Source organism: Methylobacterium sp. Leaf118 (assembly GCF_920984675.1).
GTDB lineage: Bacteria > Pseudomonadota > Alphaproteobacteria > Rhizobiales > Beijerinckiaceae > Methylobacterium.
In genome coordinates this window covers 24,835-47,958 of record NZ_CAKLBV010000024.1, presented here as the reverse complement: position 1 = coordinate 47,958, position 23,124 = coordinate 24,835, and the positions used below count along the sequence as shown (strand labels likewise).

20 protein-coding genes, 1 tRNA gene and 1 pseudogene are annotated in these 23,124 nt (G+C 69.8%); 9 read left to right on the top strand and 13 right to left on the bottom strand.

The annotated features are described in order from the left end of the window. Positions 1-40: 40 nt before the first annotated feature. Positions 41-115: transfer RNA gene (locus LW587_RS12360), tRNA-Gln, on the bottom strand. 97 nt (positions 116-212) lie between these two features. Between LW587_RS12360 and LW587_RS12355 the strand changes: the two genes are divergently transcribed. Continuing rightward, the gene (locus tag LW587_RS12355) at positions 213-956 is read left to right on the top strand and encodes an SDR family oxidoreductase (RefSeq protein ID WP_232629899.1); all 744 of its coding nucleotides are present in this window, start codon (positions 213-215) and stop codon (positions 954-956) included. A gap of 183 nt (positions 957-1,139) precedes the next feature. After that, positions 1,140-2,792 (top strand): peptide chain release factor 3, encoded by a 1,653-nt coding sequence (locus LW587_RS12350; RefSeq protein WP_232629898.1) that lies wholly within the window; start codon positions 1,140-1,142, stop codon positions 2,790-2,792. A 16-nt stretch (positions 2,793-2,808) separates the two neighbouring features. On the opposite strand, the gene LW587_RS12345 is transcribed toward LW587_RS12350, so the two are convergent. The 6 genes from LW587_RS12345 to LW587_RS12320 form a co-directional block, all read right to left on the bottom strand. Beyond that, positions 2,809-3,000 (bottom strand): hypothetical protein, encoded by a 192-nt coding sequence (locus LW587_RS12345; RefSeq protein ID WP_232629897.1) that lies wholly within the window; start codon positions 2,998-3,000, stop codon positions 2,809-2,811. A gap of 83 nt (positions 3,001-3,083) precedes the next feature. Further along, positions 3,084-4,508, bottom strand: coding sequence for an alginate export family protein (locus LW587_RS12340; RefSeq protein ID WP_442919141.1), 1,425 nt, complete (start codon positions 4,506-4,508; stop codon positions 3,084-3,086). Positions 4,509-4,696: 188 nt separating this feature from the next. After that, positions 4,697-5,131 (bottom strand): tellurite resistance TerB family protein, encoded by a 435-nt coding sequence (locus LW587_RS12335; RefSeq protein WP_232629896.1) that lies wholly within the window; start codon positions 5,129-5,131, stop codon positions 4,697-4,699. Positions 5,132-5,253: 122 nt separating this feature from the next. Then, positions 5,254-6,015 (bottom strand): ABC transporter ATP-binding protein, encoded by a 762-nt coding sequence (locus LW587_RS12330; RefSeq protein WP_232629895.1) that lies wholly within the window; start codon positions 6,013-6,015, stop codon positions 5,254-5,256. 20 nt (positions 6,016-6,035) lie between these two features. Then, positions 6,036-6,788, bottom strand: coding sequence for an ABC transporter permease (locus LW587_RS12325; RefSeq protein ID WP_232629894.1), 753 nt, complete (start codon positions 6,786-6,788; stop codon positions 6,036-6,038). Between the two features lie 38 nt (positions 6,789-6,826). Continuing rightward, positions 6,827-7,840: an ABC transporter substrate-binding protein gene (locus LW587_RS12320; protein ID WP_232629893.1), complete on the bottom strand. Its 1,014-nt coding sequence runs from the start codon at positions 7,838-7,840 to the stop codon at positions 6,827-6,829. Between the two features lie 340 nt (positions 7,841-8,180). Between LW587_RS12320 and LW587_RS12315 the strand changes: the two genes are divergently transcribed. Then, positions 8,181-8,603, top strand: coding sequence for a DUF3597 domain-containing protein (locus LW587_RS12315; RefSeq protein ID WP_232629892.1), 423 nt, complete (start codon positions 8,181-8,183; stop codon positions 8,601-8,603). Positions 8,604-8,616: 13 nt separating this feature from the next. Here the strand turns inward: LW587_RS12315 and LW587_RS12310 are convergent, their stop codons facing one another. After that, positions 8,617-9,561, bottom strand: coding sequence for a LysR family transcriptional regulator (locus LW587_RS12310; protein WP_232629891.1), 945 nt, complete (start codon positions 9,559-9,561; stop codon positions 8,617-8,619). Between the two features lie 129 nt (positions 9,562-9,690). Here LW587_RS12310 and LW587_RS12305 point away from each other — a divergent pair, with 129 nt between their 5' ends. Beyond that, the gene (locus LW587_RS12305; protein WP_232629890.1) at positions 9,691-10,305 is read left to right on the top strand and encodes a glutathione S-transferase family protein; all 615 of its coding nucleotides are present in this window, start codon (positions 9,691-9,693) and stop codon (positions 10,303-10,305) included. Between the two features lie 18 nt (positions 10,306-10,323). Continuing rightward, positions 10,324-11,226: a pyridoxamine 5'-phosphate oxidase family protein gene (locus LW587_RS12300; protein WP_232629889.1), complete on the top strand. Its 903-nt coding sequence runs from the start codon at positions 10,324-10,326 to the stop codon at positions 11,224-11,226. Here LW587_RS12300 and LW587_RS12295 read toward each other — a convergent pair whose 3' ends face one another. Then, positions 11,227-11,880: a hypothetical protein gene (locus LW587_RS12295; RefSeq protein WP_232629888.1), complete on the bottom strand. Its 654-nt coding sequence runs from the start codon at positions 11,878-11,880 to the stop codon at positions 11,227-11,229. An 11-nt stretch (positions 11,881-11,891) separates the two neighbouring features. After that, positions 11,892-12,524, bottom strand: coding sequence for a 2OG-Fe(II) oxygenase (locus LW587_RS12290; protein ID WP_232629887.1), 633 nt, complete (start codon positions 12,522-12,524; stop codon positions 11,892-11,894). 304 nt (positions 12,525-12,828) lie between these two features. Here LW587_RS12290 and LW587_RS12285 point away from each other — a divergent pair, with 304 nt between their 5' ends. The 3 genes from LW587_RS12285 to LW587_RS12275 all read left to right on the top strand — a co-directional run bounded on the left by LW587_RS12285 (position 12,829) and on the right by LW587_RS12275 (position 16,991). After that, positions 12,829-13,134, top strand: coding sequence for a hypothetical protein (locus LW587_RS12285; protein ID WP_232629886.1), 306 nt, complete (start codon positions 12,829-12,831; stop codon positions 13,132-13,134). Positions 13,135-13,623: 489 nt separating this feature from the next. After that, positions 13,624-15,741: an ABC transporter ATP-binding protein/permease gene (locus tag LW587_RS12280; RefSeq protein ID WP_232629885.1), complete on the top strand. Its 2,118-nt coding sequence runs from the start codon at positions 13,624-13,626 to the stop codon at positions 15,739-15,741. A 242-nt stretch (positions 15,742-15,983) separates the two neighbouring features. Continuing rightward, the gene (locus LW587_RS12275; RefSeq protein WP_232629884.1) at positions 15,984-16,991 is read left to right on the top strand and encodes a dienelactone hydrolase family protein; all 1,008 of its coding nucleotides are present in this window, start codon (positions 15,984-15,986) and stop codon (positions 16,989-16,991) included. Positions 16,992-17,085: 94 nt separating this feature from the next. Here LW587_RS12275 and LW587_RS12270 read toward each other — a convergent pair whose 3' ends face one another. From LW587_RS12270 to LW587_RS12260, 3 genes are read right to left on the bottom strand one after another with little or no spacing between them, the layout of a single operon-like run. Next, on the bottom strand, positions 17,086-17,898 hold the full coding sequence (locus LW587_RS12270; RefSeq protein WP_232629883.1) for a fructosamine kinase family protein: 813 nt from the start codon (positions 17,896-17,898) through the stop codon (positions 17,086-17,088). Next, entirely contained in the window at positions 17,895-18,368 is a 474-nt protein-coding gene (locus LW587_RS12265) for a low molecular weight protein-tyrosine-phosphatase (RefSeq protein ID WP_232629882.1), read from the bottom strand. The genes LW587_RS12270 and LW587_RS12265 overlap by 4 nt, the downstream gene beginning before the upstream one ends. Continuing rightward, positions 18,365-20,191, bottom strand: a complete 1,827-nt coding sequence (locus tag LW587_RS12260) for an aminopeptidase P family protein (protein WP_232629881.1) — start codon at positions 20,189-20,191, stop codon at positions 18,365-18,367. Before LW587_RS12260 ends, LW587_RS12265 begins: the two co-directional genes overlap by 4 nt. A gap of 849 nt (positions 20,192-21,040) precedes the next feature. Here LW587_RS12260 and LW587_RS12255 point away from each other — a divergent pair. Then, positions 21,041-23,124, top strand: a pseudogene (locus LW587_RS12255) (hypothetical protein); the annotation flags it as partial.

Genomic DNA, 23,124 nt, shown 5'->3' with positions numbered 1-23,124 from the left:
GCCACAGGAGACACGAGCGAGATCAGGGACTTAGGAGGCTTGGCTGGGGCGCCAGGATTCGAACCTGGGAATGGCGGTACCAAAAACCGCTGCCTTACCACTTGGCGACGCCCCAACGGTGCCGAGCCGCCGGTTGTCTAGACGGGCCGTGCCGGGCTGGCAACCGGATTGCGCATCCTGCAAAGCAGGAACGGCGGGCGCGGGAGGTTCGGATGACGGGTGGCGTGGCGGTCGTGACGGGGGCGGGGTCCGGCATCGGGCGAGCGGTGGCGCAGGGACTCGCGGCGGCCGGTTGGCGGCTGGTGCTGGCCGGGCGGCGGCGGGCGGCGCTGGAGACGGTCGCCGCGGCGCTGCCCGGGGCGGCGCTGTGCGTGCCGACCGACGTGTCCGACCCGGCCGCCGTCGAGGCGCTGTTCGCGGAGGCCGCGGCGCGGTTCGGACGGATCGACCTGCTGTTCAACAATGCCGGGATCTTCACGCCGGCGGCGCGGGTGGACGAGGTCGCGGTCGAGGATTGGCTCGCCAGCGTCAACGTCAATCTCACGGGCGCCTTCCTATGCACCCGCACCGCCTTCCGCCGGATGCGGACGCAGGAGCCCCGGGGCGGACGCATCATCAACAACGGCTCGCTCGCAGCCCACGTGCCGCGGCCGATGTCGGCGCCCTATTCGGCCACCAAGCACGCGATCACCGGCCTCACCCGCGCCACCGCGCTCGACGGGCGCCCCTTCGGCATCGCCTGCGGGCAGATCGATGTCGGCAACGCGCAGACCGAGATGACCGAGAGCTTCGGACAGGGCGCCCGTCAGGCCGACGGGACGATCCGGCCCGAGCCGTTCATGCAGGCCCAGGACGTCGCCGAGGCGGTGGTCTACATGGCCGGATTGCCGCTCTCGGCCAACGTCCTGTTCATGACCGTGATGGCGACGGGCATGCCCTATGTCGGGCGCGGCTGATCGCCCGGCTTGCGCCGGATGGGCCGTCGCGACGCGGTCCGGGGGATCGCGCCCCGCGATCGCGCCCGGGCGGCCCTCACCCCCGGCTTTGCGTGCGGCCGCCGGAGCGCGTAGAGAGCAGGCCACGCCCGAACAACCCGAGACGAGCGACCGCCCGGCAAAGCCCGGCGGCCGGTGCCCGCCATGCTGATGCAGACCGACCCCAAGCCTGCCGACCCCAAGCCTGCCGACCCCAAGGCCGCCGACCCGAACGCCGACCCGGTCGCGCGGCGGCGCACCTTCGCGATCATCTCGCACCCGGACGCCGGCAAGACCACGCTGACCGAGAAGCTGCTGCTGTTCGGCGGCGCGATCCAGCTCGCGGGCGAGGTCAAGGCCAAGCGCAACCGCGTCTCGACCCGCTCCGACTGGATGGGCATCGAGAAGGAGCGCGGCATCTCGGTCGTCACCTCGGTGATGACCTTCGAGTACGGCGATTGCGTCTTCAACCTCCTCGACACGCCGGGCCACGAGGACTTTTCGGAAGATACGTATCGCACCCTGACCGCGGTCGATTCCGCGGTCATGGTGATCGACGCCGCCAAGGGCATCGAGGCCCGCACGCGAAAACTGTTCGAGGTGTGCCGGCTGCGGGACATCCCGATCGTCACCTTCGTGAACAAGCTCGACCGCGAGGCCCGCGACCCGTTCGAGACCCTCGACGAGATCGAGAAGACGCTCGCGCTCGACGTGGCCCCGGTCACGTGGCCGATCGGGCTCGGACGCACCTTCGCCGGCACCTACGAACTCGGCGGCAACCGGGTGCGCCGGCTCGACGCCGCGGACGACGCGGGCACGATCCCCGTCTCGGGTTTCGCCGACCCGCTGTTCGACACGCTGCTGACGGAGGACGGCGCCGCCGATGCGTGGCGCGAGGAGGTGGAACTGGCCGAGGGCGGGCTCAAGACCTTCGATCTCGCGGCCTTCCGCGAGGGACACCTGACGCCGGTCTTCTTCGGCTCGGCCCTCCGGAATTTCGGCGTGCGCGACCTCATCGACGGGCTCGCCCGCTTCGCCCCGCCGCCGCGGGGCCAAGAGGCCGACAAGCGCGCGGTCGAGCCGACCGAGCCGAAGATGACGGGCTTCGTGTTCAAGATTCAGGCGAACATGGATCCGAACCACCGCGACCGCATCGCCTTCATGCGCGTCTGCTCGGGCCAGCTCCGGCGCGGCATGAAGGCCAAGCTCGTGCGCACGGGCAAGCCGATGTCGCTTTCGGCACCCCAGTTCTTCTTCGCCCAGGACCGGGCCATCGCCGACGAAGCCTTTGCCGGCGACGTGGTCGGCATCCCCAACCACGGCACGCTGCGCATCGGCGACACGCTGACCGAGGGCGAGGATCTCGTCTTCCGCGGGGTGCCGAGCTTCGCCCCCGAGATCATGCGCCGGATCAAGCTCACCGACGCGATGAAGGCCAAGAAGCTCCGGGAAGCCCTTCAGCAAATGGGCGAGGAAGGCGTCGTGCAGGTCTTCGTGCCGCAGGACGGCTCGCCGGCCATCGTCGGCGTGGTCGGCGCGCTTCAGCTTGACGTGCTCAAGGAGCGTCTCCAGGCCGAGTACGGCCTGCCGATCGACTTCGAGACGAGCCGCTTCTCGGTCTGCCGCTGGATCGAATCGGACTCCGAGGCGGAGATCGACAAGTTCGTGAACGCCCATGGCTCGGCGATGGCGAGCGACCTCGACGGGGCGCCGGTCTTCATGGCGACCACCGCCTTCTCGCTCCGCTACGAGGAGGAGCGCTGGGACAAGATCCGCTTCACCGACGTGAAGGATTACCAGAAGAAGCGGGTGGCCTGAGCCACCGGCCGCCGGCTCACTCGTAGTCGAGATCGAGCGAGCGCTCGAAGGCGCTCGCGCTCAACTGGCGCCCGCTCGGATCGGCGACCGCGATATCGCGAAAGCCGCGCCGGGCGAGTTCCCAGGTCTTCTCCAGGGCCTGCTCGTCGGTGCCGCAGGCGAAGGTCATCGCGCGGCCGCCCGGATCCGTTCCCATCACCTTGTACATCGTCCCCCCTCCTGCCGGGCGGCGATCATACGCCGCCCGGCAAGGGACCGGTAGGGGATCGGTCGGGCGCAGGCGGCGCCCCCTCAGAAGAAGATCGTGGTCGAGAGGTAGCCGTAGATCGTGTCGCCGGTGTCGGGCGCGTTCGGCGCGTTCCGCAGGAAGTCCCCCTTGATGAGGTAGGCCCCCCCGGCCTCGAGTTGCACCGCCCGCGGGACGAGCCAGGTGCGGATGCGTCCCTCGATCTGCTGGCCCGCGAAGCGGCCCGAGCGGCCGGTCCGGTCGCGCACGCCGGTGGCGGCGAAGCTGTCGGTCGGGTCCTCCAGCCAGAGCGCCCGATACTCGAGGGAGGCGTCCCAGGACGGGTCCGGTGCGATGTCGAGCCGCAGCCCCGGCGAGATCAGGTTGGCGCGCTGGACGGGCCCGTAGAGGCTGGTCGGGCCGTATTCCCAGCGACGGGCGCCGAACAGGGTGTCGAACCGGCCGTAGCGGGCGCGGTCGGAGCCGTCGCCGCTGGCGTGGTCGTAGTGCAACGACAGGCGCGGGCGCCACGGGGCCTCGAAAGTGTAGCCGATTTCGGCGTGGAGGAAGTAGGCCGAGACCGGCAGATCGGTCACGTCGGCGAAGGCGCTCGTCTCGCGGGCCTGGCCGGTCTGGTAGATCGCCTCGATGTCGTGATCCCAGGCACCGGGCTTCGGCGGCCGGGCCAGCCGGAGACCCGGCGTGAACAGCCGGCGGTTCCGGGTCTGGATGCCCTCCAACTGCGATCCCGTATCCTCCTCCAGGAGGCCGAAGCCGTAGGCCTCGAGCGTGCCGCCGAGCACGCCCGCCTTGGTGGCGTGGCCGCCGAAGAACTGGAGGTTGAAGCCCTCCTGGTCCCAGACGATGCCGTTGGCCAGGATACCGGCACGGTCGTCGGGCAGCCGGTAATGGGGCAGGGTGTAGAACAGGCGCAGCCTGTCCGCCCCGGCATTCCGCCAATCGTAGGCGACGCCGGTGAAGGCGTTGATGGTGTTGCGGAACTGGTTTCGGGCGACCAGGCGGCGCGAGCCGATGTTCTGGGTGAAGCGGCCGAGCGTCAGCGTGCTGACCGTGCCGGCTCCGGCCGCGTCGTCGAGGTCGAGGCCGAGATAGATCTGGCCGAGTTCCAGCGCGTTCACCTCCGTGGTGGCGATGGAGGAGGAGTTGCGGCGCTGGAAGTAGGCGCGGCCGTCGATCAATTCCCCGCCGATCCGCGCCGGCCCGAAATCGTACTCGGCGAACAGGGTGGTCTGGAGCGAGAACAGCGCGTTGCTGGGCGAGGACGGGCTCGGCCGGAACTGGCCACCGAGCGCCTCGACCCGCGGCCGGAGCGTTCCGCTGATCGTCCAGTTCGAGGGCCTGCCGAGGACGTCGTAGAGCGTGAAGACCGGCACTGTCGGCAGCGCGGACGAGGCCTGGGGCAGGGTCTGCGCCCAGCCCGCGGGACTGCCGGCCACGAGCGCGGCCGCCACGAGGCAGGATCGGATCACGATGCGTCTCCGACCGTCGAATGCATCGGAACCCTTTCAACTCGATACGATCAGCGCAGCATACAGACCTTTCCCATCCAAGATACCGGACGATGTCCGTAAATTTTCCACGAGCTTCGAAAGTATTTTATCCCAGGATATCTGGGATTATTGCCTCGACCAAGCCGTCAACGGCGCAAACAGGATCTTCAGCCGAGCAGAGTGGCCTTGTCGACGGCGAGCGCCGCGGCGAGCTCGTCGAGCACCCGGTGCTCGGGTTCGGTGATGCCGCCCTGGTCGGCGACATCGGCTGCGATGAGGAAGACGTGCTGGCGATGCTCGATCGGGCGGTCGGCGATGGCAGCGACCTGCTGGAGGTTCTCCAGCCGCCCGGCCCGCAGCTCGGCCCGGGCGAGCGCCTCGAACAGGGCCTTCTCCAGCGCCAACGTGTCGTAGGATTTCTCGAGGATGGGGTTGGCCCGCATGCTGACGAGAGCCGCCTCGATCTCCTCCTCGTCGGTGTCGCTGTCGGCCACGATCACGTTGGCGGCGGCCGAGACCGCCGCCTGCATGAAGGCGGCGTCGCCCGCATAGGACATCACCACCCGGTTCAGGCGGAGGAGGGCGTCCTGAAAAAATCCCATCCCGATGCTCTCCCAGAGGCCAGCCCGGCGCGGGCCAAGGTGGTTCTGCCGCGCCGGACGCTGCCGTCAAGTTTCACGCCGCGGGCAGCGAACCCCGGCCGCAGGGGCGGTGTTCCGCCCCGTCACAGATCCGACGAGCGTCGCGACAGCTCGCCCCGCAGGTGGCGGGCGGCCTCGACCAGGGCGGCGTCCCGCCGCTGGCGCGGGCGGGGCAGGTCGATCGTCACGTCCGCGGCGACCCGGCCGGGGCTGCCGGCCAGCACCACGACCCGGTCGGCGAGGTAGACCGCCTCGTCGATGTCGTGGGTCACGAACAGCACGGTCTTGCCGGTCTGGGCCTTGATCCGCTGGATCTCGTCCTGAAGGCCCTCGCGGGTGAAGCTGTCGAGCGCCGAGAACGGCTCGTCCATCAGGAGCACCTCGGGCTCGACCGCGAGCGCCCGGGCGATGGCGACGCGCTGGCGCTGCCCGCCCGAGAGCTGGTGCGGCCAGCGCCCGCCGAGGTCGGCGAGGCCCACGAGCTTGAGCATCGCGGCGGCGCGTTCGCGCCGCTCGGCCTTGGGCAGGCCGTGGCGTTCCAGGCCGAAGGCGACGTTGTCGATCACCCGCCGCCAGGGCAGCAGCCGCGCGTCCTGGAACACCAGGGCCATCGGCGTGCGCGTGCCCGGCGCCGTATCGAGGCGGACGCGGCCGGTGCTGGGCCGGGCCAGATCGATCAGCACCCGCAAAAGCGTTGACTTGCCGACCCCCGACTCGCCGACGATGACGAGGAACTGGCCCCGCGGCACCGTGAGGTCGAGGGCGGAGAGGATCTCCGTGCGCCGCCCGTCGCGCTCGTAGGCGAGCGACAGGCCCTCGATGGCGATGATCGCGCTCTCGCTCATGGGATCGCTTATGGGATCGTTCACGCCCGCCACCGCAGCAGCCAGCCCTGGAGGGCGACGAAGCCGGTGTCGAACAGGCCGTAGAGGGCGGCCATGGTGAGCATGTAGACCACGACGATGTCGGTAGAGAGGAGCGAGGAGGCCTGCATCATCCGGGCGCCGATGCCGGGCACGCCGAAGATCTCGGCGGCGACCACCGCCATCCAGGCCTGGCCGAGGGCGGTGCGCAGGCCCACCAGGATGCCGGGGGTCGCAGCCGGTAGCAGGATTTTCGTGAGCCGCGCGAAGGGCGAGCGGAAGCCGAAGGCCTGGGCCACCTCGATCAGGTCGCGGTCGACCCCGCGCACCGCCCCTTGGGTCGCGAAGAACACGATCCAGAACACGCCGATGGCGATGATGAACACGGCGGCCGAGGGCTGCACGCCGAACCAGATGATCGCGAAGGGCACCCAGGCGAGCCCCGGGATCGGGCGCAGCAGCCGCACGATCCAGGCGGTCAGGCTCTCGAACCAGCGGAACATGCCCGAGGCCAACCCGAGCGCGATGCCGGCGGCCGAGCCGACCCCGAGCCCGACGACGTAGTGGCTCAGGCTCTCGGCGACCGCCCGCGGCCACGCCCCGCCCGCGATCTCCCGGGCGAAGGCCGCGGGGATCGAGGAGGGCGGCGGCAGGAAGGCCGGGTTGACGAGGTCGAGCCGGGGCGCCGCCTCCCAGACACCGAGGAAGGCGGCGAGCCCCACGGCCGCGAGCGCGGCCGAGCGGAGGGCAGTCATGGCTGGGCGATCATGGCGTGTTGATCATGGAGGGGTGATCAGGGCTTCTTGACCTTGTCGAAGGGCTTGGCATCGAACAGGCCGTCGGTCGGCGCCTCCTTGTCGAGGGTGCCGATGGAGACCTGATAGGCCTGCATCTTCTTCGTCGCCTCGATGATCGTGCGCGGGTCGGCGACGAACTTCGCCGCCGGCGAGGAGAGGGCCTTCTGGATCGTGGCGACATCGGTGATGCCCTTGCCGAGGGCGGCCTCAACCGGCGGGGCGGCCCGGGCCGGATCCTTCTTGAGAAGGTCGGTCGCCTTGACGAGCGCCGCGACGAGCCCCTTGACCGCAGCCGGGTTGGCGTCGGCGAACTTGCCGTAGACGGCCACCACCGTGCCGGGCTGGTCGGGGAACATCTCAGCCCCGGTGGCGATCAGCGTGATCTTGGGATTGCGGCCCTGGACGATGGTGAGCGCCGGCTCGCGGATCGAGGCGCCGTCGACGGCGCCGGCGAGCAGCGCCTGCTGGGTCGCGTCGATGCCCATGGCGATGATCTCGACATCGGATTTCTCGGCCTTGGCGACCTGCCAGAGCCAGTGCTGGAGGGTGGTGTTGGGCACCGAGCCCGGCGGCTGGGTGGCGAGCCGCGCCGCGCGGCCTTCCTTGGCCTTGAACGCCTTGAAGGCCTCCGCCTTGCTCGCTCCGCCCTCGAAGTAGGGGGCGAGCTTGGGGGAGGCCACGAACACCATCTCCTCGATGGCGGTGGCGGCCACGACCCGCACGTCGATGCCCTTGGTGCGGGCGACGGCCAGCGGCGCGATGCCGGCGACGTAGACGTCGATGGTGCCGGAGGCGAGCGCCTGGATCATGTTCGGACCCGACTCGAAGGTGGTGAAGGCGGGCGCGAGCCCGGCCTCCTTGAGCCACCCCTCGCCGTTGGCGACGAAGACCGGGGCCGCGCCGATCACCGGGATCACGCCGATGCGTACCGGCACGGTCTGGGCCAGAGCGGGGGCGGCGAGAGCCGCGAGCCCCGCGAGGGCGGCGAAGGCCTTGATCAGAATGCGCATCGGGACGGGCTCCGGAGGACGGGCCCCGCCCCATCGCACAGGCGGCGCGATCTTCCAATCACCGGGACGCGGCGCGGCGGCGCCGGGGCGGCGGGCCTTGCGAGGCTGGGACCCGGCACGCTTCTCCGCAGAGCCGCGCAGTGGGGAACGCCCTTTCCCGCCGGCCGGTCACGGGAGGCGCTTCTTGTCTCCGGCGGCCCGGGGCCGGGGATGAGGCAATCCTGCCACAGCGGCGACATTCCGCACTCCGGCGCGCTTCGACGGAACGGGCGCTGGCCCCTACCGTTAACGAGACCGGTGCGGCATCTCGGCCGCGGACAGACGACAGGACACGATCGCCATGAGTCTTCTCGGCAGCATCGTCAGCAAGATCCTCAATCCCTTCGGCTCGTCGGAGGCCAAGGCCGCCCCCGCCGAAAAGCCCGCCTCGACCGAGGCGCAGCCCTCCTCCGGCGGCAGCGCCCCCGCCTCCACCCCGACGAGCGGCGGCGCGGCCTCCGGCGGTCAGGTCGATGTCGAGGCGGTGCTGAACGACCTCGCCTCCAAGAACGGGCAGAAGCTGAACTGGCGCACCTCCATCGTCGATCTGATGAAGCTGCTCGACCTCGATTCGAGCCTGCACGCCCGCCAGCAATTGGCCGACGAGCTGCACTATTCGGGCGACAAGAACGATTCCGCCTCCATGAACGTCTGGCTGCACAAGCAGGTCATCAAGAAACTGGAAGAGAACGGCGGCAAGGTCCCGGCCGACCTCAAGGACTGATTTTTCTCAGGAGTCAGGCTCTCTCCCGCCGGCTCGGCGGGGGAGGGCCCTTCGGTCCATCGGCCTCCGGGTTGACTCGCCGGTCGGCCCGCAGCCGCGCCACGGCCAGGTCGATGAAGGCCCGGACCTTGGCCGGCGCCCGGCGGCCCTCCGGGCTCACCACGTGGACCGGCATCGGCGACCCCTCGTGCTCCGGGAGCAGGCGGGTCAGCCGCCCCTCCGCGAGTGCCGGGGCGACCTGATAGGACAGCAGCCGGACGATGCCGCGTCCGTCGAGGGCGGCGGCCAGCGCCCCGTCGATGGTGTTGCAGGTCAGCCGGGGCCGCACCGGGACGGCGGCGTCGCGCCCCGGGCCGAAACGCCACGCCGCCGCATGGTCCGACCGGCCGATGACCGCGTGGCCCGTCAGGTCGCCGGGCACCTGCGGGTGGCCGTGCCGCTTCAGATAGGCGGGTGCGGCGCAGACCACGGAGCGCACGCTCCCGACCCGGATTGCCGAGAGGCCAGAATCCGGCAGAGCCCCGATCCGCACCCCCACATCGGCACCGTCCTCGACGAGGTTGATGACCCGGTCGAGGAACAGGGCCCGGGCCGCCATCTCGGGGTAATGGTCGAGGAACTCCGCGATCACCGGCAGCACGTAGAGACGGCCGAACTGCACCGGGGCCGTCACCGTCAGGGTGCCGGTCGGGCGCGCCGTGGCGCCGGCGGCGGCGGCCTCCGCCTCCTCGATCTCCGCGAGGATGCGGCGGCAATCCTCCAGATAGCGGGCGCCGGCCTCGGTGAGCCGCACCGTGCGGGTGGTGCGGGTGAGGAGCCGCGTGCCGATCGCGGCCTCCAGGGCCGCGACCGCGCGGGTCACGGCCGGAGGGCTCATGTGGAGCGCCCTCGCGGCGCCCGCGAAGCCGCCGCTCTCGGCCACCCGCACGAACACGCGCATCCCCTGCCAGCGATCCATCGCGACGCCTCCGATCATTCCGCTTCGCGCAACAGCCGCTTCCTCACAATGCCGGTTCTCTCCGTGAAGTGAAACGGCTTCCATAGCGGCATCGGCTCCGACATGGCGCCCTTTCGAGGAGAGAGACCCGTGAAGCTCTACGATCTGCCCCTGTCCGGCCACGCCCACCGGGCTCGCCTGTTCCTGTCGCTGGTCGGCGTCCCCTACGAGACCGTGCCGGTCGACCTGCCCGGCGGCGAGCACAAGTCGCCGGCCTTCCTCACGCTCAACCCGTTCGGGCAGGTGCCCGTCCTCGACGACGACGGCACGGTGATCCCGGATTCCAACGCCATCCTGGTCTATGTCGCGCGAAAGCTCGGCCGCACCGACTGGCTGCCCGAGGACCCGGAGGGCGCCGCCCGGGTGCAGCGCTGGCTCTCCGTCGCCGCCGGCCCCATCGCCTTCGGCCCGGCCGCCGCGCGCCTCGTCACCGTCTTCGGGGCCGCCTTCCGGCCCGAGGAGGTCATCGCCCGGGCGCACGCGATCCTGACCCTCGTCGAGGGCGAACTCGCCGCCCGCGACTGGCTCGCCGCCGGGCACCCGACCCTCGCGGACGTGGCGCTCTACAGCTACGTCGCCGCCGCGCCCGAGGGGAACGTCGATCTCGCCCCCTATCCGGGCATTCGCGCATGGCTCGCCCGGGTCGAGGCGCTGCCGGGCTTCCTGCCCTTCCCGAAGAGCCCCGCCGGGCTCCGCGCGGCCTGACCCCAAGAGGAGGCATCCATGGAGACGATCCCCTGGCACCGGGGCGAGATCGCCCTTCAGGCAGCGGTCGGCGCCGCCGCCCGCATGGCGGAGATCGGCCCGCGGGTGATCCGCGGCCACCTGATCGCGCAGCACGCGGCGTTCTTTCCCCTGCTGCCCTTCGTGGTGCTCGGCACGGTCGACGACACCGGCGCCCCCTGGGCGACCCTGAGGGCCGGGCCGCCCGGCTTCCTCCATGCCCCCGACCCGTACCATCTGGCGGTCAGGGCGCCCCGTGAGCCCGGCGATCCGGCGGAGGCCGGGCTCGCCGACGGGGCGGCGGTCGGGCTCCTCGGCATCGAACTCGCCACCCGCCGCCGCAACCGCCTGAACGGCACCGTGCAGCGGAGGGACGAGGCGGGCTTCGCGATCGCGGTGGAGCAGAGTTTCGGGAACTGCCCGCGCTACATCGAGCCCCGGCCGGCGGACTATTCGGGAGCCGGCGGCCCCCACGCGGCCCCGGTCGCCTCGGACCGCCTCGACGGGCGGGCACGGGCGCTCGTGACCGGAGCCGACACGCTGTTCGTGGCGAGCTACGCCGAGACCGAGGCGGGGCGGCAGGTCGATGTCTCGCACCGGGGCGGGGCCCGGGGCTTCGTGCGGGTCGGGGCGGACGGGACCCTCACGGTCCCGGATTATGCGGGCAACCGCTTCTTCAACACGCTCGGCAACATGGCGGCGAACCCGCGGGCCGGGATCGCCGTGCCGGATGTCGCGACCGGCGACCTCCTGCAGATCACCGGCCGGACCGCGCTGGTGCTGGAGGGGCCCGAGATCGGCGCGTTCGCGGGCGCCGAGCGGCTGTGGCGGCTGGTGCCGGAGCGGGTGGTGTTCCGCGCGGGCGCGCTGCCGCTGCGGTTCGGGACGGCGGGGGAGGGCTGATCAGCCCGCCTTGCGACCGCACCGGACATAGTTGGCCAGCCCCTTCGGGCTCGACCATGTCAGCCGGTCCTGATCGACCACGAGGCGCACCTGCGAGGTCCAGCGGCGGCCGCGCTCGCTGCAATCGGCCGCCATGGTCCAGGCGGCGCCGTCGCGGCGATGGTTGCGGAAGCGGCAGAGGGTGCGGCCGGCCCGGGCGCCTTCCTCGGAGATGGTCGCGGGCAGGAAGCCGCGGCGGCGCTGACGCTGGCCGCAGGCGACCGGGGAGGGCCCCCAGACCCCGACATAGGCTGCCCGCTCCAGAACCGGCGCGGCGGGCCGCGGCGGCTCGGCCGGCGCGAAGCTCTCGGGGGCGGGGGAGACGGCGGCCACCGGCACGAGGCGCGCCTGCGGGGACGGCAGGCGCTCGGGCTCGGGCAGGCGCAGTTCCGGCACGTCGATGCCGCCATCGGCCGCCGCGTAGCGGGCCGGGCCGGACGCCGCCTCGCGGCCGTCATCGGTCAGGGCCAGGAGGGTGTAGGAGAACAGCGCGCCCCAGCCCGCGGCCAGCACGACGGGAATGGCGAGGAGCCGCCGGGAAACCGGGCGCGTCGGCCCCTCCTCGGAAAGGATCTCCGTCTCCGGATCGGCGATCCCGCTCGCGCCCTGCGTCATCACCGTCGCCCTCAGCGCCCGAAGATGCCCTTCAGGAACTGGGCGGTGCGGTTGCGCTTCTTCTTGCGCTCCAGCTCGTTCGCGTCCTTGACCCAGGCGACCTGCACGACGCGGCGCTCGCCCTCGAACGGCTCGTGGCCGTGCCAGGAATTGTCGGCGCGCAGGAAGGCGAACATCGTGCCCATGGTCGGCGGCACCTCGACGGCGAAGGGCTCGTAGTTCTTGCCGTCGTAGAGCACCCGCAGCCGGCCGGCGGCGGGGGCGTCCCAGGCGTCGTTCATGTAGACGAGCAGCGTCATCACCTTGGACGGGCCGTCGGTGTGGATCGAGCCGTATTTCGGCTGGCTCTTCTTCATGATGGTGGTGAGGCGCGGGCACGATACGAGGTCGATGCCGAACTTGTCGCCGAGGAGCCGTGAGAACTCGTCGCTCTCCAGTTCGTCGATGAGCGCCTTGAAGCGGCCCTTCAGCGCCACCTCGTCCACGGTGAGGTAGCCGGGCTTGGCGATGGCCGGGAAGTCCTGGCGGATCTCCTCGATGGCCGATTCGTTGAGGACGCCGTTGCCGAGGAAGTAGGTATAGGGGTCGCGCGAGACCGGCGCGGCGCGCACGGCATCGACGTTGAGGATCGAGAGGCCCGACATGGCTCGTCTGTCCCATTACAGGAGCGCGCGGCCTTCACGAAGAGACCGTCGCGGTGCGTGAGAGTGGGCCCATCGTGGCCCGGCATCCCCGGTAGACGGTGCGATTGCGGCAGAGGCACGGCAACCGCCCGGACCACGGCTTGCCACACTCCCCCTGACTTTTCCATCGCCTCGCTCGCCCCTCGCAAGGTCGATGCCCGTGCTCGTCCCGCGATTGCGCGGGGCAACCTCTTCCCGCCACTCGTGGAACCTGCCATGGTCAAGCTTGGCGGCCGCCCTCCGGCCGTCGCTCGTATCCCGCGTGATGAAGCCCGTCGCCCTCGCGATCCTCGGCACCATCCTGACGCCCCTGCCGGCGGTCGCGCAGCCGCGCACGCCGACCGTCCGGCTGACCTGTGCCGAGGCGATGGGGATCGTGAAGGCGGAGGGCTCGGTCACCCTCGGCATCGGCGGGCGCACGCCCGAGCGCTTCGTGCGCGACCGCAGCTTCTGCGAGTTCACCGAAATCGCGGAGCTGCGCTTCGTGCCGACCCGCGACAATCCGCAATGCCCGATCGGCTACCGCTGCCGCGAGCCCGATTACGGCGACTGGAACTGGAACGTGGATTGAGGGCCGCCCTCCCGGCGCGGCGGCGCCCGCCCCGTCCCTGATCGCGAGGGGACAAGCCGCCGGGGGAACGATTTCCCGGACGGGCGCCCTCCGTTGACCACGCGGCCCCCCCGTGACGGATCGCTTCGGCGTCGCCCCCGCCCTGACGGGGGCGGCGAAACGGCCGCCCGCGCCCGGTCCACGGTGTCGCACCTCGCCCCCGTCGTGCGGGTGCGGCGCCGCGCGCATCAGACCGGGCCGGGAAGGCAGGCCCACGAAAAAAGCCGATGACCTGCAGAAACTTAGAGAATCGTCCCGGAACCGACCTCCGGGAGGCTTCCCCCGAGGCAACCGGACATGACCGAAAATTCACGTGACAGGGACGCCCCCGCGCCACGATCTGGCCAAGACGGATAGCCAGGGCGGCGGAATTCGGCGATGTCCCCGGCCGGGACAGTCCCGCGCCCCGCCCAAGGGGCCAGGCCGGCACAGCGAGAAGGAGACGTCCGCGTGGCCGCATTCAAGAGCGGGCTCGGCCTTCAGGCGGGGCTCACGGCGCTCGTGGCGCTCGTGCTCCTCGCGATGCCGGGACTGCCGAGCCCTCCGCTCTACGTCTCGCTCGCCGGCTTTGCGATGGCGGGCATCCTCGTCGCCTCGCGGGACCTCTCGGCCTATCTGAAGATCTTCGTCTCGGTCTACGGGCTCGGCTACCTGCTGCTCGCCGGGGCCAAGACCCTGGCCGCGCTCGGGGCGCTGCCCGGCGTGATCGCGGCGCTCCTGCCGCCCGATTTCGCGGCGACCGGCGCCGTGGTCTTCGCCGCGATCGTGCTGGGCATCTCCTACTGGACGCCGATCCGCGACATCACCCTGATCGCCGATCCCTACTTCGCCAACCGCGACGCCCCGACGAAGGAGATCGGCCTGTTCCGCTGGTTCGGCCGCACGGAAGGCGAGATCGGCCGCAACCTCGTCGGGCTGTCGATCTTCGTGAACTTCGCCGACGTGGCGCTCACGCTCGGGTTCAACTTCTTCTACCGAGACATGTACAACTCCCTGCAGGCGCTCGACGCCCCGGCGTTCTGGTATCAGATCCTGTGGATCTTCATTCCGCTCGCGCTCCTCAACATCGTGATCGGGATGTTCGACCTCTACGTCGATTCCGCCCTGCAGGTCCGCTGGCGCACGTGGCTCACCCACAACCTGTACGAGCGCTGGCTCGGTCAGGGCACGCATTACCGCATCCCCTTCACCGACGAGGAGGCGGACAACCCCGACCAGCGCATCCAGGCCGACGTCAACGCCTTCATCCAGCAGACCGCGAGCCTGTCGATCCGGCTCCTGTCCCAGGCGGCGCAGCTCGTCTCCTTCATCGTCATCCTGTGGACGCTGTCGCGCGACTTCGTGCTGCCCTTCACCGACACGGTGATCCCGGGCTTCCTCGTCTGGCTGGTGATCGTCTATGCGGTGGTCGGCACCTGGCTCACCCACATCATCGGCAAGCCGCTCATCGGCCTCGATTTCCGGCAGGAGCAGGTCGAGGCGGATTTCCGCTTCGCCCTGGCCCGCAACCGCATCTACTCGGAGCAGATCGCGCTCCTGCGCGGCGAGCGGGCCGAGGCCTCGCGGCTGTCGGGCCTGTTCCACGCCATCGTCGACAACTACATCGGCATCATCTACCGGCGCATCAAACTGATCGCCTTCACCTTCAGCTACCGGCAGGCGAGCACGATTTTCCCGCTGGTGATCGCCGCGCCGTCGTTCTTCGCCAAGAAGATCACGCTCGGTACGCTGCAGCAGACCGCCAACGCCTTCAGTAACGTCCAGAACTCGCTCTCGTTCTTCATCACCGCCTACACGACGCTGGCGGCCTACAAGGCCAACACCATCCGTCTCGGCTCGTTCAAGCGGGCCATGACCAAGGCCGAGGCCCTCGCCGGCGCGGGCTACGGGCTCGCCCAGGGCAACGACACCGCCCGCGATGTCACCGGCCGCGACCTGACGCTCGCCCTCCCCGATGGGCGCGCGATCGTGCAGGCGGCGGCGCTGACCCTGCCGAAGGGCGGCGCGACCCTGATCACCGGCCCCTCGGGCTCGGGCAAGTCGACCCTGTTCCGGGCGATCGCGGGGATCTGGCCCTTCGGCAAGGGCCGGATCGACGTGCCGGCCGGACAATCCGCCCTGGTGCTGCCGCAGCGGCCCTACATCCCGCTCGGCACCCTGCGGGGCGCGGTGGTCTATCCCAACACCACCGACCAGTTCTCGGACACGGCGATCCGCGACGCGCTGATCGCCGCGCAACTGCCCGACCTCGTCGAGCGGCTCGACGAGGTCGATGCCTGGGAGCGGCGCCTGTCGGGCGGCGAGCAGCAACGGCTGGCCATCGCCCGGGCCATCCTGGCCCAGCCCGACTGGCTGTTCCTCGACGAGGCGACGGCGGCCCTCGACGAGGACAGCGAGGCCTCGATCTACCGCATGCTGCGCGACACCCTGCCCGGCACGACCATCGTCTCGATCGGCCACCGCTCGACCCTGCACAAGCACCACGACCGCCGGGTCGCCATGGCGCCCGTGGGCGAGGGCCGGTTCGAGCCCCGCGCCGGGGCCCCGCTGGCCACCCCCGCGGAGTAGCGGGCGGCCCCGTCCGGATGCCGGGACGGACTCCGGCGGACCGGGTCGACACGGGGACCGGACGCGGTGTGACGGGTCTCGCGACACGCCGTTGCGGCCCGGAAGCGTCGCGACGCGGCAGGACGGCGGCGGGCCTGGAAACGCCTAACATTTGATCGATCGCGACACGGGTTCGGCTCCGCCCGGCCGCGACAGGGATCAGGACCCTGCATTATGATGCCTCGACTTGAGAGGCTCCTTCCATGCGGCGATCCATCCTGTTCCTGGCGGCCGGCCTGATGGCGTGCGGTCTGTCTGCCGCGGCCGCCGAGCCCTCGCAGGACGGCGTCGCCGATCTCGGCAGCTACGCCGCGCGGGTCGAGGCCCATGCCTTCGAGAGCCTGACGCTGACCGATCGGCAGTTCCTGACCGGCACGTCCGAGGGGGCGAAGCCGGTCACCGTCACCGGCGTGCTGCGCATCCCGAAGGCGGGGACGGAGCGCCTGCCGGCCGTGATCCTGATGCACGGCTCCGGCGGCATCGGCGGCAATATCGAGTTCTGGCAGCGGGCGCTCACCGCGCGCGGCCTCGCGACCTTCGCCCTCGACGGCTTCACCGGCCGCGGCCTGACCGTCGTCAACACCGATCAGAGCCTGTTGTCCCGCACCAACCTGATCCTCGACATCTACCGGGCGCTCGGCGTGCTGGCCAAGCATCCCCGGATCGATCCGGCGCGGGTCGCCGTGATGGGGTTCTCGCGCGGCGGGCAGGCAGCGCTCTACGCCAGCCTCAAGCGCTTCGACACGGCTTGGAACCGCTCCGGGATCACGCCAGCGATCTACCTGCCGGTCTACCCGGACTGCTCGATCCGCTTTCGCGACGACACCGCGCCCGTCGCTCGGCCGATCCGGATCTTCGGGGGCAGCGGCGACGACTACAATCCGGCTGCGGCCTGCGCCGCCTATACCGAGCGGCTGAAGGCAGCCGGGGCCGATGTCAGCCTGACGGTGTTCCCTGAGGCGCAGCACGTGTTCGACAATCCCATCGGGCCGGCGAAGCCGACCGTGGCCAAGGGGGCGCAGACCGTGCGTGCCTGTTCGCTCCACGAGGCGGCGGACGGCGCGATCGTCGAGGGGGCGAAGGACACGCCGTTCACCTACGCCGATCCGTGCGTGGAGCGCGATCCCCATATCGGCTCCGACGCGGCCGCCCGCATCGCGACGTTGAAGGACGTCTCGGACGCGCTCGCGGCGGCGTTCCGGCCGCGCTGAGCGCCGCCGGCCTCGGACTCGGGCTCCCGTGCGGGCCCCATCCGAGAACCTCCCGCGGGGGGGGCCGCACCGAACGCGTCGGCTGGGACCGGCCTCAGACCCCCGCCTCGTCCAAGAGCCCCTCGACGAGCCCCTGATAGCCGGTGCCGAACAGGCGCAGATGCACCAGGGCCGGCCATAGCGTGTAGATCGGGGCGCGCTCCGCCTCTCCGGGCTCCGAACCGCCATAGGCCTCGCGGAAGCCGGGCCCCGGCCGGCCGAACAGGGAGAGCATGGCGAGATCGACCTCGGCATGGCCGTGATAGCAGGCCGGATCGATCAGGCCCGCAACCCGCGCGCCGGCCGTGAGCACGTTTCCGCCCCACAGGTCACCGTGGAGCAAGGCGGGCCGGGGCCGCGCCGGAAGGCGGCTCCCGAGATCCGCGGCGAGACGTTCGAGGCGCCGCATCAGCGCCCTGGGCAGGTGGCCGGCATGGCAGAGCAGGCGCCGCTCGCCCCAGAAGGCCGGCCAATCGTCGCTCCCGGCATTCTCGATGATGACCGAGCCGAAGGCATAGTCCGTGGGCCAGCCGTAGCGCTCGGCCGTCGCGGCATGGAGACGGGCCACGGCCCGGCCGAGATCGGCCGCCGCCCCCGCGGCCGCGCCCGTGTCGGGCAGGACTTCGAGGGCGAGCACCGCCGCGTCGCAGGCGAGCATTGCCGGGGCCGGAGCGCCGGTCGCCGCGATCGCCGCCAGCATCGCGGCCTCGGCGCGCGGGTCAGGACCGGACTTCACCACCGCCTCCCGTCCGTCGGCGAGGCGGATGAGAAGGCAGACCGACAGATCGCCGCCGGGAAGCCGCCGGGCGCTCGCGAGGTCGCCGCCCAGGAGCGCGGCGCCACGGCGCGCCAGCGCCTCGGGGCTCACCCGCCCTCCGCGATCCGGCGGACGAGCGCCCGGGCCCCGCTCGTCACGTCGGCCCAGGTCGTGTCGAAGCCCTCCGGTCCCCCGTAATAGGGGTCGGCCACCGCCTCGCCCGCCCGCCCCGGCACGTGGTCGAGGAGCAGGCTCAGCCGCGCCTGCGCGCCCTCGGGACGCAGGGCGCGCAACCGCGACAGGTTGGCGTGGTCGAGGGCGACGACGTGGTCGAACCGGGCAAAATCGGCCGGCTCCACCTGCCGGCCGCGATAGTCCGCGATGTCGAGGCCGTGGGCGCGGGCCACCGCGACCGCCCGCGGGTCCGGCGGCTCGCCCACATGCCAGGACCCGGTGCCGGCGGAATCGACCGCGACGTCGAGCCCGGCCCGCTCCGCCGCGAGCCGGAACGCGGCCTCCGCCAGCGGCGAGCGACAGATGTTGCCGAGGCAGACGAACAAGATCGCGGGGCGCCCGCTCACGCCGCCGCCCCGGCGATCGGCCGCGTCGCCTGCTCCAGCCAGGCCAGGGTCTCGCCTTCGAGATCGGGGGCGAGGGCCGCGCGCACCCGCGCGTGATAGGCATCGAGCCACGCGGTGTCGGCCTCGCCCAGAAGCGCGGGGACGATCAGCCGCCGGTCGATCGGGGCGAGCGTCAGCGTCTCGAAGCCGAGCATCGGGCGCTCGGCCCCCGGAACCGCCCGCTCCTCGACGAGGATGAGGTTCTCGATGCGGATGCCGTAGGCGCCGGGTTTGTAATAGCCCGGCTCGTTCGAGAGGATCATGCCGGGCTTGAGCGCGACGGGGCCGACCTTGGCGATGCGCTGCGGTCCCTCATGGACCGAGAGGAAGCTGCCGACGCCGTGCCCGGTGCCGTGATCGTAGTCGAGCCCCGCCTCCCACAGGCTGAGGCGGGCCAGGGCGTCGATCTGCCCCCCCGTCGTGCCCTCGGGGAAGACCGTCCGGGCGATGGCGATGTGCCCTTTGAGGACGCGGGTGAAGCGCTCGCGCATCTCGGGCGCGGGCTCGCCGACGGCGACCGTGCGGGTGATGTCGGTGGTGCCGTCGGCGTATTGGGCGCCGGAATCGATCAGGAACAGCTCGCCGGGCTCGGCCCGCCGGTCGGTGGCGCGGGTGACGCGGTAATGGACGATGGCGCCGTTCGGGCCCGAGCCGGCGATGGTCGGGAACGACACGTCCCGCACGTCGCCGCCTTCCGTTCGCGCCGCCTCCAAAGCCTCCACGGCCTCGATCTCGTACACCGGCCCCGTCCGGTCGAGCCAGGCGAGGAAGCGGGTCACCGCGCCTCCGTCGCGGCGGTGGGCGGCCCGCGCGCCCGCGATCTCGGCCCGGTTCTTGATCGCCTTCATGGCGGTGAGCGGATCGGGCCCGACCTCGGCGCGACCGCCGGCCGCCTCCACCAGCGCCTTGAGCGCCGCCGAGCCCGTGGCCGCATCGAGCCGCACCCGCGCGCCGCCTGCGCAGAGCGCCGCCAGATCCGCCGCGAAGGCCGTGCGGGGATGCGCGTCGGCGAGGGGCGCGAGGGCGGCGCGCAGATCGGCGTCGATCGCGGGCGAGGTCAAGTAGAGGGCTGCCCGCCCCTCGACGGGCACGAGGGCGTAGCCGAGCGCCAGCGGCGTGTGGGCGATGTCGGCGCCGCGCAGGTTGAAGGCCCAGGCGAGGTTGTGCGGATCGGAGATCACGAGCGCGTCGAGCCCGCCGTCTGTGAGCGCGGCGCGCAGGCGCCCGAGCTTGGCGCCCGCCGTCTCCCCCGCCAAAGCCTCGGGATGGGCCGCAACCCGGCCCGCGGCCGGGCGCGGGCGCCCGGCCCAGACCGCATCGACGAGGTTCGTCTCGACCGCGCGCAGACGCGCACCGGCCTTGGCGGCGGCCCGCTCCAACCGGGCCACCCCGTCCGGCGTGTGCAGCCACGGATCGTAGGCGAGGGTCTGCCCGGCGGTCAGGTTGTCGGCGAGCCATGCCTCCGGGGTCGTGTCGGCCAAGGGCACCACCGTCACCGTGGCGGTGTCGACCTGGGCCGGCCCCTGCACGGTGTAGCGCCCGTCGACGAACAGGGCGGCGCGCTCGGCGAGCACGACCGCCAGGCCGGCGGAGCCGGTGAAGCCGGTGAGCCAGGCGAGCCGCTCGGCCTCGGCCGGCACGTATTCCGACTGATGCTCGTCGGCCCGCGGCACCACGAACCCGTCGACGCCGTTCTCGCGCAACGCCGCACGGAGCGCCGCGATCCGCTCGGGACCCTTGGCGTGGCTCGGATCGTCGAAGGTCTGGAAGCGGGCGCGGGTCATGGCGGAAGGGTTATGCCGGGGGAGGGGTCGGGACAATGGCGGGTTCCGCAATCGCCCCCCCGCCGTCAAGGGGTGCCGCGCCACCGCGTGTGTGGGGAGGTCGGCAGAGGGCGGTCATCGGACGAAGGCCTGTTGCCCTCAAACGGACGTTCCGCCTCCCCGAGCCATCACGTCCTCTCTGCCGGCCCTCACGCGCGCGCTGCCGGACGGCTCGCCCCTCCTCGACCCGTCCGGCGCGCCACGCCTCCCGCGCCACGGGTACGATCGGGTAGCAAGGGGTCGAGCGACTCTGATTTCATGCAATGCCTCAGTGAAACCTTTCATCCCGGACACCGGCTCCGCACTCTCGCAATTCTCCTACGATCATTGCATGTCCGCCGCTCCGCAAGAGGGCCCATGCTCATGAGAAACCGATGTGACGAGAGTGATCATGGCGCACACACTGCCGCCGTCACGGCGCGGAGTGTTGGAGCCTGAAGTCTTCATCCCGAAGCAACCCCTGACAACCGCAACCCTGATGCCGATCGGCATGCTTCCACGATCGCTTCAAACCCGGGAAAAGCGGGCAGAAAAGCGTTTCATGCCAGAGACGTCGCCGGCGCCGTCCCGTTCGCGTTGGACTCGGCTGTCGATGGCGCGGGCCCCGGGTGCGTCGATCATGCGATCCGCGATTGATGCCCCATGGCCGGGTCCAGGCCGAGGTCGGCAGGCCTGCGACACACGGGCACAAAGCGATACGATGAGACGCTGCGTCAAAGGATTCGGTCAGGTAAGTAGCGCTCATCCCTATGCAGCGGTTCGAAAATCGGCCTTCTCCTCCGTGAAGGTTTTAAGCGTGAGGGGGGCACAATGGCAGCTACAATTCCAGGCGAAGGCTCAGGCGTAAAATCAGCATTAAAAGGCATAAGTTATTTTAACGATGCTTTTGTGCTCGCTGGTACAGCCCTCAATCTTGTCGGCATGATTCCAGGCGTTGAAATTCCCAGCGATCTCCTAGCAGTATTCGGTGTTGAAGACGAGAAGGATCCAAGCTTGGACCTTCTAAACTCAATGAATGACAAGCTCGACGACATATACGCACAAGGTTTACTTATAATAGATGAAATCAATGCTTCAAACGACGAGGTTATAAGCGAGATCCACAATAATGCTCTTGACAATATCAAGGCCAGCGCTCGGAACGCACAGAAATTTTTGGAGTATTACAAGCTTCAAGGCGACGAAGTATCTCGACTCAACGCTATAAAGGACTCGGCGGATGCGCTGACGAAGGCCGAGATTTTTGCTGAAAACGAGAAAGCAGATGTCGCCCTCGTCATCCCGTCGCTGCTGGCAGCTTTCACAACCCGAGTGAACGTCATTAGAGAAACGAGCGACGGGGCAACTTCTGGTGAAGTAAAAGGTGAGCTTTTAAACGCCATCACTGTCTTGGAAGGTTCGATTGCAGATTATAGGGCACAATTAAATGAATTTGTCGTTTTAAAAGCCGAGTATAAGCAGAGCTTCGACTACTCAGATGCATCCGTCAAGGCTTGGCTGGTCGACGGCAATGGCAACCAGATAAGCGGCACCGCTTATGCGTATGTGCCTGATATTGTAGCTGGATTGATTGATATCGCTAGGGCCTTTGAGCCAGAAAGTTCATATCAAGACGCTGATGGGTATATCGTTAATGTCAACTGCAAGGTTATTAATAAGGAATTGCTGCATAAATTTTTCGACAAATTCCAAGTGACCCAGATAGATCTCCCCTTTGGTGATCCTATAAAATTTCCGGTTCTTGCGGAGATGGAACGGTCATATCTTGAGGACAATATATACAAGAAGGCTAATTTGAATTATTTAGAAACAGCTGTCGACATGCTGAAGCAGCTGACGAGCGGTCAGCATGTGAAGGATGTCGACGGAACGAAGGATAGCACCATCAAAGCCGATCCCAACATCCCTGACACCTTTGAGCAATGGCCGGGCTTCACCGCCCCTCACACGCTGGAAGGCCGGGCCGGCAATGACACGGTCATTGGCAGCGGCGGCAATGACACGCTCCGAGGTGGCGGAGGTTCGATTGATTACTCCATCTACGGCCAAGCCGGCGACGGCTACGACAAGCTTCACGGCAAGGGCGGTGACGACATCATGGTCGGTGGCACCGGCAACGATTGGCTCGACGGCGGTGGTGGCGACGATCGCATGGACGGCGGGGCGGGCATCGACACGGCGAGCTACGTCTCTGCGACCGTTGGTGTAACCGTCTCCCTCGATCTGCAGGACTGGCAGGTAACCGGCTTCGGCAAGGATCGCCTTCGGAGTATCGAGAACCTCGAAGGTAGCAACTTCGGCGATACACTCACGGGAAGCTTCGGAGACAACACCATCAATGGCCTCAAGGGCGCGGACCGGATGCACGGGCTCGCTGGCAACGATACCTACATCGTCGATCAATCCGGAGACCTTGCCTTCGAGGCTAAGGGCGCCGGGCGGGATACCGTCAAGACGAGCGTCAGCTATGCCCTGGCGGCCGGACAGGAAATCGAAATCCTGACCACGACGAATGCCGCGGGCACGACTGCTATCAACCTCACCGGCAACGCGTTCGCCCAGGCACTGCGCGGCAACGACGGCGCCAACGTCCTCGACGGCAAAGGCGGCGCCGACACCATGACCGGGTATGCCGGCAACGACACCTACCTCGTCGACAACGGCGGGGACGTCGTCCTCGAGGCAGCCAACGGCGGCACCGACACCGTCAAGGCGAGCGTCAGCTACACCCTGGCGGCCGGACAGGCGATCGAGACCCTGGCCACGACGAAGGCTGCGGGCACGACTGCTATCAACCTCACCGGCAACGCGTTCGCTCAGGCACTGCGCGGCAACGACGGCGCCAACGTCCTCGACGGCAAAGGCGGCGCCGACACCATGACCGGGTATGCCGG